This is a genomic window from Candidatus Clostridium eludens (assembly GCF_045310515.1).
In the GTDB taxonomy this organism is placed as follows: domain Bacteria; phylum Bacillota; class Clostridia; order Clostridiales; family Clostridiaceae; genus Clostridium_B; species Clostridium_B eludens.
On sequence record NZ_JBJHZX010000021.1, the window covers coordinates 1 to 14,015 of the forward strand.

General features: G+C 30.3%; 13 protein-coding genes and 1 pseudogene. 8 read left to right on the forward strand and 6 right to left on the reverse strand.

The features are described 5' to 3' along the window. Positions 1-221: 221 nt before the first annotated feature. From ACJDU8_RS14245 to ACJDU8_RS14255, 3 genes are all read right to left on the reverse strand, one after another. Positions 222-518 (reverse strand): hypothetical protein, encoded by a 297-nt coding sequence (locus tag ACJDU8_RS14245; RefSeq protein WP_406792817.1) that lies wholly within the window; start codon positions 516-518, stop codon positions 222-224. 680 nt (positions 519-1,198) lie between these two features. Continuing rightward, positions 1,199-1,402 (reverse strand): DUF4277 domain-containing protein, encoded by a 204-nt coding sequence (locus tag ACJDU8_RS14250; protein WP_406792818.1) that lies wholly within the window; start codon positions 1,400-1,402, stop codon positions 1,199-1,201. Positions 1,403-1,686: 284 nt separating this feature from the next. Then, positions 1,687-2,019: a hypothetical protein gene (locus tag ACJDU8_RS14255; protein WP_406792819.1), complete on the reverse strand. Its 333-nt coding sequence runs from the start codon at positions 2,017-2,019 to the stop codon at positions 1,687-1,689. Between the two features lie 660 nt (positions 2,020-2,679). Between ACJDU8_RS14255 and ACJDU8_RS14260 the strand changes: the two genes are divergently transcribed. Next, positions 2,680-3,063 (forward strand): hypothetical protein, encoded by a 384-nt coding sequence (locus tag ACJDU8_RS14260; RefSeq protein WP_406792820.1) that lies wholly within the window; start codon positions 2,680-2,682, stop codon positions 3,061-3,063. Positions 3,064-3,102: 39 nt separating this feature from the next. Here ACJDU8_RS14260 and ACJDU8_RS14265 read toward each other — a convergent pair whose 3' ends face one another. Together ACJDU8_RS14265 and ACJDU8_RS14270 are read right to left on the reverse strand one after the other, a co-directional pair. Continuing rightward, positions 3,103-3,369, reverse strand: a complete 267-nt coding sequence (locus tag ACJDU8_RS14265) for a hypothetical protein (protein ID WP_406792821.1) — start codon at positions 3,367-3,369, stop codon at positions 3,103-3,105. A 1,186-nt stretch (positions 3,370-4,555) separates the two neighbouring features. Next, positions 4,556-4,726: a hypothetical protein gene (locus ACJDU8_RS14270; protein ID WP_406792822.1), complete on the reverse strand. Its 171-nt coding sequence runs from the start codon at positions 4,724-4,726 to the stop codon at positions 4,556-4,558. An 895-nt stretch (positions 4,727-5,621) separates the two neighbouring features. Here ACJDU8_RS14270 and ACJDU8_RS14275 point away from each other — a divergent pair. Beyond that, positions 5,622-6,074 (forward strand): annotated as a pseudogene (locus ACJDU8_RS14275) (glycosyl hydrolase family 18 protein); the annotation flags it as partial. A 292-nt stretch (positions 6,075-6,366) separates the two neighbouring features. Here ACJDU8_RS14275 and ACJDU8_RS14280 read toward each other — a convergent pair. Next, entirely contained in the window at positions 6,367-6,753 is a 387-nt protein-coding gene (locus ACJDU8_RS14280) for a zinc ribbon domain-containing protein (RefSeq protein ID WP_406792823.1), read from the reverse strand. A gap of 253 nt (positions 6,754-7,006) precedes the next feature. On the opposite strand from ACJDU8_RS14280, the gene dinB reads away from it, so the two are divergent. The 6 genes from dinB (at position 7,007) to ACJDU8_RS14310 (ending at position 14,011) form a co-directional block, all read left to right on the forward strand. Beyond that, positions 7,007-8,212, forward strand: a complete 1,206-nt coding sequence (dinB, locus tag ACJDU8_RS14285; RefSeq protein ID WP_406792824.1) for a DNA polymerase IV — start codon at positions 7,007-7,009, stop codon at positions 8,210-8,212. 140 nt (positions 8,213-8,352) lie between these two features. Further along, the gene (locus tag ACJDU8_RS14290) at positions 8,353-8,679 is read left to right on the forward strand and encodes a hypothetical protein (protein ID WP_406792825.1); all 327 of its coding nucleotides are present in this window, start codon (positions 8,353-8,355) and stop codon (positions 8,677-8,679) included. A gap of 91 nt (positions 8,680-8,770) precedes the next feature. After that, positions 8,771-9,475 carry a YibE/F family protein gene (locus tag ACJDU8_RS14295; RefSeq protein WP_406792826.1) on the forward strand — a complete coding sequence of 235 codons (705 nt, stop codon included), beginning with the start codon at positions 8,771-8,773 and terminating at the stop codon, positions 9,473-9,475. A 294-nt stretch (positions 9,476-9,769) separates the two neighbouring features. Further along, positions 9,770-11,821, forward strand: a complete 2,052-nt coding sequence (locus ACJDU8_RS14300) for a glycosyltransferase family 39 protein (RefSeq protein ID WP_406792827.1) — start codon at positions 9,770-9,772, stop codon at positions 11,819-11,821. Positions 11,822-11,969: 148 nt separating this feature from the next. Continuing rightward, complete coding sequence (locus ACJDU8_RS14305; RefSeq protein ID WP_406792828.1) at positions 11,970-12,659, forward strand: hypothetical protein; 690 nt, start codon at positions 11,970-11,972, stop codon at positions 12,657-12,659. 173 nt (positions 12,660-12,832) lie between these two features. Next, positions 12,833-14,011 (forward strand): sensor histidine kinase, encoded by a 1,179-nt coding sequence (locus tag ACJDU8_RS14310; RefSeq protein WP_406792829.1) that lies wholly within the window; start codon positions 12,833-12,835, stop codon positions 14,009-14,011. Positions 14,012-14,015 lie beyond the last annotated feature (4 nt).

Genomic DNA, 14,015 nt, shown 5'->3' on the forward strand with positions numbered 1-14,015 from the left:
TCTTTTTGTAATGCAATAAATTTTTTAAAAATATAAACTTGTCAAAAAAGCGCTTGACTTTTCTTAGCAGGTTTTTAAACCCAAAATAAAACCAATAGGCAGGTGTGACATGGAATTAAACAGAAATTAAATAAGCACCGATATAAACTAGTGCTTATTTTTGTTCAAAAGTTTATAGTATATAAACTAAATGTATTTTAGGGATTGTACATGCTTTTTTATTACCAATCCCAATCGTCATAGACATCACCAATAAATATAGGGAATATGAATGGAGGAAAACCTCTTCTACGTCTGCGGCGCCTACGCCTACGTCTTCTACGACCTTCTTGTCTATATCCAGGATCGAAGTCATCATCATCGAAGTTGTTATCATCTGCATTTGTGTCTGCATATTGATCCTCTATTGATTGATCATAAGGTATTGAATGATATGGACAATGCATGCAAGCTTCAGGCTGATAGAAATTTTCATCTTTTTCTTTACTGATGTTGTTATTAGAATCACTAATACTCATTAAGTGCCTCCGTAAATTTATTTACAATGCATACTATGAGTAAAATAGTAAATTTGTGAATAAAAGTTAAAAATGTATTGGAAAGCATATATAAATATTAAAGTTAGAGCATACATATAAATATAAGTGTTCTAAGTTATTAAAACTTAGAGAAAAAATGAGTGCCTGTCATCTAGGGTGCTTATTTTTATATTTTAACATACGCATAATGATATCATAACAATTAGTGAATATAATAATACATATAACCTTAGAAAAATAATATAGCCCCACAGACATTATAGATATGTAAGAATGATAGCACCGTGTCTAGGGTTGCAGGGCACGTTAAATATGGCTGCAACCACTCTTTAAACTTTAACGCTAAGTTCGATATAGAAATGAATGCCTCAGATAACAGGCATTCATTTCTTATTATGTGTAAATACTTATTTAACGTATACAAAACGATATTATAACAATTAGTAGTTATAATAATACATGTAAGATAATAACCAAAATAATGCTATAGGCTATGTATTAGAATGATTAATATATAGCCTATAGACCCCAATTATACAAAATGTTATATCTCTTATGGCATATATGTAAAGATAAGTACCAAATATATTGTTGGTGCTTATCTTTAATTTTTAATATTAAGTTGATCCTTCAAAGCAGCTTGGAGAACTTGAGAAAAATTAATCTTTTCTTGATAAAGGATGTCTGTCTACTAGAACATTAGCAATAATGGCTTCAATAGCAGTTCCAGGTAATACTAGTCGTCTTTCCTTATCAAAATTTATCTTATCATTAATATATTCTGCAATCTTAAGCTTTCTGCAGTATTTTAAAATTAATGGTATAGCTGCATCTATAACAGGTTTTATATTTTTTATATTCATTTTTTTCTCCATGTACTATATTTGAACAATATAATAACATATTCTAATATCTTAGTGGAGTACTAAATGTAATTAATTATTTGCTAATTTTTACGTGCGGAATGTAGGTTATAAATACGAATATACAGACCAAACAACAGATAGACAAAATATATTGGATTCGCATAAAGATTTAATTTTAATTGAAGAACAGAATATCACAGAAGGCAACTTTCTGATATTCACAGATATAAAACCACAAGGCAGGGATGATATAAAAAATAAGGACAGTAAAATCTACTATCCTATCTTGATATCATAATTATATCTACATCTTTATTGTTTTGCATTGCGATAAGGGTAGCTCGATGCTTGTCCTTTGTGGCTGTGAAGGTACTAGGTTTATGTTCCTCAGTTATAGTCCATCCATTTTTCTTTAAGATATTCTCATAGTTTTGCAATACATCAGCTCTAGTAGTATTTTTTATAGTATAACTTGAACTAGATACTCCATATTTATTTGGTGATGAATTACAAGTTGCTTTCATTTCGCTGTTATATGCAGGGACATATGAGAATTGTTTGGTTTGAGCAGACCTATAAGTAATAATACCCCATGCAAGTAAAGCAAGAACCACAAGTGCTGCTGATAAAATATATAATTTTTTTTCATAAAATCACCTCTGTAATGTTTTTCGCTATACTATATTTTAATACATTGAGAGGTGATGTCAAGTTTTAAAAATTAACAATAGAGAATTATTACGACTTAAGGACTTATAAATTAAGTCTTTTTATTTTGCCTAAAAGTGATTTGTGGCATATGAGGAAAATAATTTATAATACTGAGATAACACATTCAGAGTTTTGGAGAAATCCAGGACTCTTTTAAGTTACAAGGTAAAATGAAAGGATTTTAAGAGTACTCTTTTTTAGTTCTAAAAAATACTTCTAATGCTATTGTAGCCGGAATAACTGGCCAAGCAGCTCAAGTCCAAGCTACAACTCAACAGCCAACAGTAGCATCTAAGTATGAAGAAACTATACCTCAAGGAGTTTTTCAAATACCAGGCACTGCAGGGTATATTGAGCAGGCTTCGGATGGCAGACTTATTGTGCACAAAGACAGGGGTAACTATGTAGCCATAGGAAAGGGTTTATAGATGTATACTGGAATGATAATAACGGCCATGGTGGTTCTAAGAGAATAAGTGGTTTAGTATGATATAAGTCATACTAAATTTTTGATTTTTAAAATAAATAATATTTAAATACTATTAAAATAAGAGAGTGTAAAAATGATAAATGATATATTAAAAAATACAATACAGGATATATGTTATATAGGAGTTACAACTATAGCTGGCATAGCTACTTATTATGGAAAGAAATCTATAGGTAGCAAGCAGGAGCTTATAGGAAAGCAAAAAGAGGCATTGAAACAACAGTTAGGAGATGCACAGTATAATAAAGATGTAGATACAGCTAAAAGAATAATTATGGCTGTGGAGCAGATGGGTAAAGAATATAACTGGGAAGGAGCTATAAAACACAGCAAGGTTGTAGAGAAAATTACGACTCAAACTGGACTAAGTGCAGGAGACATATTTGATATTATAAAAGCTACTGTTTCGGAGATAGGCAAGGATAAGAAAACTTCACCTACACAAACTGTGCAGTAATAATTCATTAGTGGTCTTAACAGACCACTATATTTTTGCCTAATATGTAAGAGGTGCTTGATTGGACTCTTTTAAACAACTTTCTAATAATCTGTATTCTTGTATTGCATATTCTAAAGCTACACTATGGTTAAATCCAGCATTTCTAGCTAATTCATACCTATATAATTGAGAGTTATCCATATATTTTAAATCATCCTTTAATATGTCATAATTATATATTATAATCTTTTGTTTATTATTGAAAGTTATTACTTTAGGTTGCCTTGCATTTTTAATCTTATTAATAAATTCTTCAAAGTTCATTCTTAGCTCATCCTCACATTTCCATCTCGTAAAATTATTTAAAAAATACTCTTCTCTATGTAATTACGTTTATTCAATAAAATTAAAGGGGGTAGGAATACATTTAATTTATTCATTGTTTTTTATTATTTAATTACTTTTGTGGGGTTTTACAACTATAGGTACTTATTTGGAGCTAAAATGACACTTTAATAATTTGAAGTTTGCAGGGATTTTTCTGGTAGGCCTTATTTTTATATCTAAATATATACTCACCTCAAAAATATTAATATGTGCAACAATGTAAAATAAAAACCCTCCAGCTTAAAATTAAGTTGGAGAGTTTAATTAATATAAGTAGCTGACTCATGGACAGCCAGAACAATAAAAGGAGTTTAGTTATATATTAATTATGATAATTAATCGAAATCTTCATCTGAATCCCAATCATCTGATCTTCCACCCTGAGGCGGTCTTCCCTGAGGCGGTCTTCCCTGAGGCGGTCTTCCTTGAGGCGGTCTTCCCTGAGGTGGCCTTGGAGGTACATGAATTGGAGTAATACGTAATATGTCACGACGGTGAACACGAACAGGTCGGTTACCAGAATGAGTAAATATGGTTAAGGATACTATGTCTGTACGCCGATTGTAAGCATTTATATGCGCTGTGACTGTGCCACGTCCCCTAATGTCGACAAGTACAGTTTGACCGACATGCGATTGTATTACTTCAGGACTAATACGTTGCCTAAAGTAGTCATAGTAGTCGTTATAGTAATCGAAAGGACAATAATAATTTTCCACAGTTTATTTCTCCTTGTATTTCTCGCTTCAATGTTTATATTATGTCAGTAAAATACTTTTGGGAACAATTTAATAAAATTTATATAGTTTTAATTTGAAGTTTTAACTCACAACAAAAAAGCTGAACAAAGGCCAGCTAAAAAAATTTGAAAGGAATAATGTTACTTAATAGTATAACCCAAATTTATGAATTGTATACAATAGTATAGGAAATAGCTTTAATTAGAATGTAAAGTATCCTCCAAATACTAGATAAAAATTGTTATATTAAAAAGCCCTAGAACTAACCAGGGCTTTTATGAATTAAGGTAAGACATAATCGAGTGAGATATTAAGTATTTTTATGAGCATTAACCATTATATCCAATTTATCTTATTTAAAACAAAAGAGAGTTTTTACACTCTCAAATTTTTTTCCAGGTATCATAAAACCAGTCAGTTTTCTCCTTGCCAAACTGCCTTGTCACTTCTTTTTTAACCTTCTCATCATATATGCAATCTGACTTATAGTTATTAGCAATTTCAAATACTTTATTGTACATTAAAGCAAATAATTCCTTGTTATGCATCTCCATATAATCATATCCTTTCCATATTAATTATACCTTCTTATACAGCATGTATCAATTTTTATTTTTTGTAAAATATTAGGACGAATATTAAAACTTATATAGAAATAAATACATAAGCTGATATAGGGGTGGTCTATGTGGGTGTGAAGAATAAACTTAAAGAGAGTTGATTGTATATTTATCTTAGATTCGGGCAAAATAATAATATTAGAAGTTGATATATATAACCGCACAAAAGAAATAAAGATAAAAGACGTATTAAACATACTAGCAGAAACTAAAGCAGTAGTGGAATTTTGGATTGTCTGCAAATGTTCGAGGCGTGAGCGTGTGCCAGGAGTAAAATATATAGAAATGAAAAATATAAAAGATATTAAGTTATGAATCAATAATACGTATAATATCATAATTTAAATAAATGATATAAAGTAAATAAAATCAGTAGCTTAAGAAACGTTAGGGTATCCATGGATACCCTTTTTGATATATTTTTAGACATATTAGCTTATCTGAAGCTTAAAAACCCATGCATCATGAATAGAAAATGATACATGGGATTTATGTAATTGATATGACAGAAAACTTATAAATCAATTATATTATACCGGATTTAAAAAAAAACAGCAATTAAAGTTACCTGTATCATTTTGGCGGAATGACTATTACCTCTATTGTATTTTATATAATAGCTTTTATTATAGGTATAACTAATGTTGGAACCTTCAAAGATCTGCAAGTATGGTCAATACTTAATTTAATATTTGCCGCATTATTGTTATTTCATCTATTTAAAAATAAGGAGTTATATAATGGCAATAAACAAGGCAACATAAAAGATAATGATGCGAAATAATAAATGTATGATAGATAAACCATTTATTAGTGATGTTAATTAATCTGGTCAGAAGGTCCGCCTATGGCTGTTGCCCCAATTAATGAAGTGAGGAAAGTAATAAATTATGCAGTAAGTGTAATTCCGCCTAAAAAAATAATGATGGGTATTCCACTATATGGATATGATTGGACACTTCCCTATACTCCAGGAGGTGAGTTTGCCGAAAGTATTGGAAGTCAAGAAGCAATAAATAGAGCCAGAAGATATGGGGCGCAGATTAAATATGATACCAGGGCCCAATCTCCATACTACAATTATATAGACGAAGAGGGAAAGCAGCATGTAGTATGGTTCGAAGATGCAAGAAGTTTAGAGGCAAAATATAAACTTGTAAATGAATATGGATCGAGAGGTGTAAGTTACTGGAAGTTAGGCAGTCCATTTCCACAAAATTGGCAAGTTGTAGATAATATGTTTCAGATTACAAAAGTCATACCGCCTACTCCTACTGGATAAAATAAAACAGAACTCTAGGGTGAATGTGTTACCCTAGGGTTCTATTGTTATACAAAAATATGTTATATATCTTTTGTAAATCACCATTTATTTCTTATTATCCAATTTACAACAAAAATAAACACCGAGGATTTATCATCCCCGGTATGAAGAAAATAATGATTACATTAAAAGATAAATGGGTAATATAAACACCTTTAATAAAAGGATAGGTTACATAAACAGTATGTGCAAAATTAGATTTATTATGTATGAGAATTTTAAAGAGGGGTGACTATAGTTAAGAATCACTTCAGTTACTATTTTTATGTATTCTATTACCACAATATGGACAATAATAAAAAGTAGAGTCTATCTGTGAAGAACAATGAGGACAGAAATTATAGCTATTGTTATGACTATCACAATGTGTATATTCCTTTTTAATTTCTATCATTTCACCATTTTCTATTTGAACACCGATATTATTATCAAGTGTGCATAGTTTCATACAGCAATGAGTCTTGATAAAATAACGCCTATTCCACTTCCATAAAGGGATGAAAAAAATATGAAAATAGTCATAGGATTTTAAAATATCATAACGACCATAAGCACTGCATAATGGACAAATATTATTTTGGTTTACTAGGATATTTTTAGTTTTATTCTCAATTCCGAAGATTCCAATAAAGAACATTAATTTCACTCCAATCATTCCAGAATGTTATTAAACTCGTGTAATCATACAATAATTCTTCAACGTTAATCCTATCCATGTATTATAGATTAGATAAATTTGAAATTCAATACCTTTGACAGAACACAAGATTTGTTATTTGATATTAAGTTGTTGGCATAGCAGTTCACATTTGGTAACATAATATTATTAAGAAAGAAGGTATTGGATAATTAGACAAAAACTAATTTTTGAAATTAAGTAGGTGTAACTTATGCGTAGAATAATTTTTCTTGTAGATATGAATGCTTTTTTCATAAGTTGTGAATCTACACGGCATCCTGAGATTATTGGAAAACCTGCAGCTGTAGCAGGAGATCCTAAAAATAGAGCAGGTATCATTCTAACGGCAAATTATGAAGCCCGAAAATTCGGAGTTAAAACAACCATGGTTTTACATAAAGCTTTGGAGCTTTGTCCAAATATGATAATTATTCCTCCGGATCATAAGTTCTATAAACGTAAATCCAAGGAGGTCATGGATATACTCTCAGAGTATACTCCAGTTATTGAACAAAATAGTATTGATGAAGCATGGCTTGACATGACTGGCTGCCAAGGAATATTTGGAAGTCCATATGAATCTGCAAAACGAATTATGAAACACATTAATAATAAACTAGGTTTGAAATGTTCCATAGGTATATCTGAAAATAAATTTCTGGCCAAAATGGCTTCTGAGATGAAAAAGCCACTAGGTATTACAGAACTTTGGAAAAAAGATATTGAACTTAAATTATGGCCACTTCCGGTTCAGTTCATGCATGGAGTTGGAAAACAAACTACACAAAAACTCCACAAAATGGGAGTTAAGACTATTGGAGAACTTGCACTTTCAGATAGGAGATATATTGCAAAAAAACTTGGGAAAATAGGTGCCGAAATCTGTCAGCTTGCTAATGGAATAGATATTTCACAGATAAAACCGCGTTCACAGAATGATTTAAAATCAATTGGCAAGTCCATTATACTATCCCGAGATATTTCAGATATAGACAGTGCAAAGATTGTTTTGATGAAGCTTTCTGATGAGGTTGGAATGGCTGCTCGCAGATATGATAAGAAAGGCCGTACAGTACAAATTAATATTAAATATTCTAATTTCCAGTGTATTACCAGGCAAACAACTGTACCAGCAACTTATCTGGTGCAAGAAATTTATTCTGCTGGAGTTAAGATGCTTTGTAAAAGTTGGAATAGACAGCTGCCTGTACGGTTATTAGGAATAAGCCTTAGTGGATTTGACAGAGATAATAATAATGAACAGATATCTATATTTAATATGCTGGAGACGGTCAATGAAAAAAATGATTTAGACAAGATAGATAAGATAGAAACTACTATCAATAATATACGCCAAAAGTATGGCTCTTCAATAATTAATCGTGGAATATTAATGAAAAAGGGTAATAAAAATTAATTCTATTTATTTGCAACAACTTAATTTGGAAGTATAATAATGCACTAAAATTTAAATTGAAATAAGTTATGTAATAAACAATTTATTTTTCTCATATAAATAGTCAAGTAAATTAAAATGGCAAAAAGGGGATGTTAAAATTGTTTACGAAAGAAAGTAAGAAACATTTCTTTTACATAATGATTTTTTTCTTGTTTATTGTACAAAGTATACTTCCTTCAAAAGTATTTGCAGATGATGACTCAAAAACTATAAATACAGATTCTATCAGGGCTAAAGTAGTACAAATAGTGTCTACTAAAAAGGAGACTGTTAATGCAGGTGACAGAAATATTGTTGTAGAAGACCAGACATTAAAAATACAAATTTTAAGCGGAAAACATGAAGGTGAGAATGTTATTATAAAAAATACTGTGGACCCATCTAAGCAGGGAAATCTGGTATCAGGTATTTCTATCTATAAGTGAAGATAGTAATGGCAATATAACTTCATCTAATATTTATCAGGTTGCAAGGGATAAACCTCTAACTTATTTACTCATCTTCTTTATACTTTCTATGATATTAATTGGAAGAGGTAAAGGGTTTAAGTCTATAATAACATTAGCATTTACTTGCTTTATGATAATAGAGGTATTCCTAAATTTAATATTACAAGGATATAATCCTATTACTGTTTCAATATTTGTTTGTATTTCTATAACTATTATATCTTTGGTTATTATAGGAGGAATAAATCGAAAAACAATTTCAGCTATCATCGGGACAAGTAGTGGGGTGATTATATCTGGAATTATATCATTTATAATAGTTAACGTAGCTAAAGTTTCAGGAGTGGGTACTGAAGAAGCCCAACTACTCATGGATGCGCCACTTAAACATGGCCTTGATTTTAAAGCTATTTTATTTGCAGCTATACTTATAGGAGCTCTTGGAGCTGTAATGGATGTAAGTATGTCTATAGCATCAACCATGACTGAAATAAAACAGGCCAATCCAAGAATTAGTCCGGGAAAACTTATGAAAGCTGGAATGACTGTAGGCAGAGATACGATGGGAACCATGGCCAATACTCTAATTCTTGCATATATTAGCGGTTCTATATGTCTGGTTTTGGGATATTTAGCCAATGACAGTAATTTTTTAGATATAGTAAACCAGGACATGATTGCTTGTGAAATTATTAAAACGTTGGCTGGAAGTATAGGTTTAATTTTTACAATTCCAATAACTGTTATTGTATGCTGTATTTTAAGTGATTGAAATTTTTATACCAGCATAACAAGATAAGGTTTAATATTATAGAGTGTGGTCAATTGCACCTCCAAATGTTGTATATAAAATTAACATTTGGAGGTGTATTTTTAATGCCAAGACTAAAGTCAAATATTGTAAAAGAAAATTGATTTTCTATTTAAGAAAAAATTAAGGTTTAATTTTCATATCATTCATAAATTGAGAGAATAATAGACACTTTTATAATGTAATATTTTATTAAGAAATAGTATTTAGAGAAAATAAACCTATTATGAATAGGTAATTAAAGGAGTTGATAAATTGAATAAAAAAATAAAATTTACAAGAGAAACTGTTGGAGTGTCTCTAATTTTAATATTATCTGCGGTATTAAATTTGGCCAATTTAAGTATAGAAGGCTATGGCAATACTTTCTATGCTGCAGGCGTAAAAAGCATGATGATGAACTTTAAAAATTTCTTTTTTGCATCCTTTGATCCAGCAGGATTTGTAACTATTGATAAGCCGCCTTTAGGCTTTTGGATTCAAACTATATCTGCAAAAATATTTGGTTTTAGTGGATGGAGCATAATTCTTCCACAAGCTCTCGCTGGAGTAATTTCAGTAGCAATTATATATCATCTTGTTAAAAGATCCTTTGGAATTTCAGCAGGATTAATTGCAGCATTATGTCTTGCAGTAACTCCAATATCTGTAGCAGCAGCTAGGAACAATACAATTGACAACTTGCTTGTTTTGCCCCTGTTGCTTGCCTGCTGGGCTGCTCTTATAGCTGCCGAAAAAGGTAAGATTAGGTATCTTATATTAAGTTTAGTTCTTATAGGAATAGGTTTCAATATAAAAATGGTAGAGGCATATATGGTAGCTCCTGCTATATATATAACATATCTTCTTGCTTCTACTATGGGTTTTAGAAAGAGAATAAAGCATCTTGTTTTAGGTACAGTTGTACTTTTAATAGTATCATTATCATGGGCCATAGTGGCAGATTTGGTGCCAGCAAGTAACAGACCTTACATAGGCAGCAGTACTAATAATACAGTTATGCAGCTTATAATAGGTCATAACGGATTAGAGAGAATTGGAATAGGTGGAAGAAATGGCGGTAGAATTCAGCAGCGAAGAACGTTAGAAAATCAATCAAGTAGAATGAATAATACGAGAAGGTTGGGTGAAAGCAATCTTAGGAATAGGTTTAATTCATCTACTGCCAATAATCCATATGCTAATAATGCTCAGCGTGGTATGGGAGGTAATTCCAATGCCGGCATTTTTAGATTGTTTAACAATGGCAATATGTCAGATCAAATATCCTGGTTTTTACTATTTGCTATTATTGGATTTATTGCTGCTGCAATAAAGGAAAAGTTAAAAGCTCCTTTTGATAGTAGAAGAAAATTATCTTTAATATTGTGGGGTATGTGGTTAGTATCTGAGTTTGTATATTTTAGTTTCTCAAGAAATATAACACATACATACTATTTAACAACAATGGCACCATCCATTGCAGCTTTGACGGGAATTGGATTATCAGTTATGTGGAGTTTTTATAAAGAACATGGGTTAAAATCGTGGATTCTGCCAATAGCACTTATAGCCAATGGTTGTGTAGAAATACTTATTTTGTCTTATAAGTATAATACCTCAAAGGTTTGTAAGATTATAATTGCAGTGACAGGAATTTTATGCATTGTATCTTCAATAATATTATGTATAATTAATTTAATTAAAAATAAGAAGAAAACTTTAGGTGAAAATTATATGCTAAGTAAAGTAGTAATTACTGTTGCCTTTATAGGGATTTTAATTCCTCCTACAGTTTGGTCATTTACTCCAATGTTTTATCCTATGAATGGAAGTAGTCCATCAGCCGGGTTAGAGCTTGTACACAATAATCAGCAGAGAGGTTCAAGTGTTAGTAGTAACTCAAAGCTTATAAAATTTTTAGAAAACAATAAAGGTAATGAAAAGTATTTTGTTGCAGTTCCATCAGCCACGTCTTATGGTTCGGATTTAATACTTAAAACTGGTGAACCTGTAATGGCACTGGGAGGATTTAGTGGATCGGATCCAATACTCACTGTAGAGCAGTTTAAGCAATTGGTTAAGGATGGAGATATAAGATATGCTTTAATAAATACAGGTAATAATAGAGGTTTTGGAGGAAATACTTCAAATAATGCTATTATGAACTGGATTAGAGAAAATGGTAAGGTGGTTCCAGACAGCAAGTGGAAAGATTCTAATACTTCAAATAGTCAAAGAGGAAATGAAAGATTTGGTGCATATGGTGGATTTAATGTTGAAGGAAATTCTACTGAATTATATGATTTAAAGTCTATTGTAAAATAATATAATTTCAGCTTTTTTTAAAATTCTTTATAAAATTTTTAAAATTGCTTTAAAGATATTTTAAGGTACTCCTCTATAATGAAGTTGTAATAATGAAGAGGCAGTGAAAAGACTTTAACTGTTTCATAAATTGAGGAGGAGTTGAACTATGAATAAAATCAAAGTGTTATATGATGTATTTAATACATTAAAGGAAAAAGAAGTTTTTAATGGCGTAGTTAAATTAGAGGCCGTAAAAGGAAAAACTAAAATAATTTCGTTTGTTAATGAATTTTTAAAGAATAATACAAATGGAGAAGCAAAGGTTAAGACAAACAGTGAAATTAACATTGATGGTAATACGGCAAAATGTGATAGCAGCAGAGAGTTTAATATGAAGGATTTTTCTAATCATAATTTCTGTGATGCACATCATTACCATCATGGAATGCACCACATGCAGGGACATGGGCATAATTTTCACCATGGTTTAAAAAGTAAACTGGATAAAATTACTTTTATGTTCAGTATTTTAAATAATTTAAAAGCTGAGGAAAAGGATGCCAAATCCATATTAACAATAGATCTAAAAGAAATTTTAAAAGAAGTAAAAGATATGAAAGCTAAATTTCATAAAGATTTAGGTAAGGATGGACTTGATGAATTTCATAAGAAGTTTCATAAAGAACATGAACATGAGCATCATAAATACCATAAGCTTATAAAAGAACTTTTATCTTCGGAATATAAAGATGCTGCATTAAATATAATCATCAATAAAAACAATGAAGTAGAAAAAGTTGAAATAACAGCTAATGGAGAAACAAATGTTAATGCTTCAGTAAATTTTGTCTGGTAAGTTTTAAGTTTAAAGTTGTATAATTAAGGCATCTGAAAATAAATAACAGGTCACATACTACAGTATACTGGCTGGTTATGTATTTTTAGGTGCCTAAATATTATCTTAAATGTTCGGAAACTTTATTGTGACATGGAATTTACAAACATTTAAAGGAGAGGGAAATTATAATTGTGAATAGAAAATATTTTAATAAATGGCCTAATAAAATGTATATAAAACATATAAAGTATCATAGTAAACATGATAAACATGATCATTTACATATGGAGCATCATAATCATTATCACCATCACCACCATCAGGAATTTTATCAGTTCCAAAGATATTTAAAATGGTTAAGACCAATTACATTTCTGATTCCTATTGCAATAATTTATTTTATATTTAAATTTATTGGAGTTAAGGCCATAACTATATTTATTGCCATAGTTTTCGGTGCCAGTCAAGTTATCCATTTATTAGTATTGTTAAGTTTAGAAAAAAGGATAATTAAGCCTATAGAAAAGCTGCAAAAAGGAGTAGAACAGATATCCAGTGGGAACTATGAAGTGAGAATTGAAAATGATATTTTCAATGAGATAGGTGTATTGATAGGCCAATTTAATGATATGGCACAAAAACTTGAAAAAGGTGAAAAAGCAAAACAAGAATATGAAAACAACAGGAAAGCACTTATAGCTAATATATCTCATGATTTAAAGACCCCAATAACTTCTGTAAGTGGATATATAGAGGCTATACTGGATGGAGTGGTTACATCACCTGAAAAAATAAGTAGTTATCTTAAGATTGTTGAGAGTAATATAAATTATATAAATAAGCTTATAGATGACCTATTTTTGTTTTCAAAGCTGGATCTGCAAAAACTAGAATTTAAATTTCAAATTGTAAAAATAAAATCTTTTATGCAGGATTTGATGGAGGAGTTTAAATTTACCCTAGGAGAAAAAAATATTATTTTTAATTTTTATGATAATATTGAAGAAGAGTTACAGGTGAATATAGATGGAAAAAGAATATATCAAGCTATGAGAAATATTATAGGTAATGCTGTTAAATACGGAGCAGTTAATAATTTAAGTATAAATACTGAACTTATTAAAAAAGGTAATTTTATAAAAATCAATATAGAGGACAATGGACCAGGTATAGAAAAAGATAAACTTCCCCATATTTTTGATAGATTTTATAGGGTAGATACAGAACGAACTAAAGATTTGATGAGCACAGGCCTTGGTTTAGCTATTGCCAGAGAAATTATAGAAGCTCATGGTGGAAGTATTTCTGTTTATAGTGTATTGAATGAAGGAAGTACATTTACAATAATGCTTCCAATAATGAATTCATAAGGAA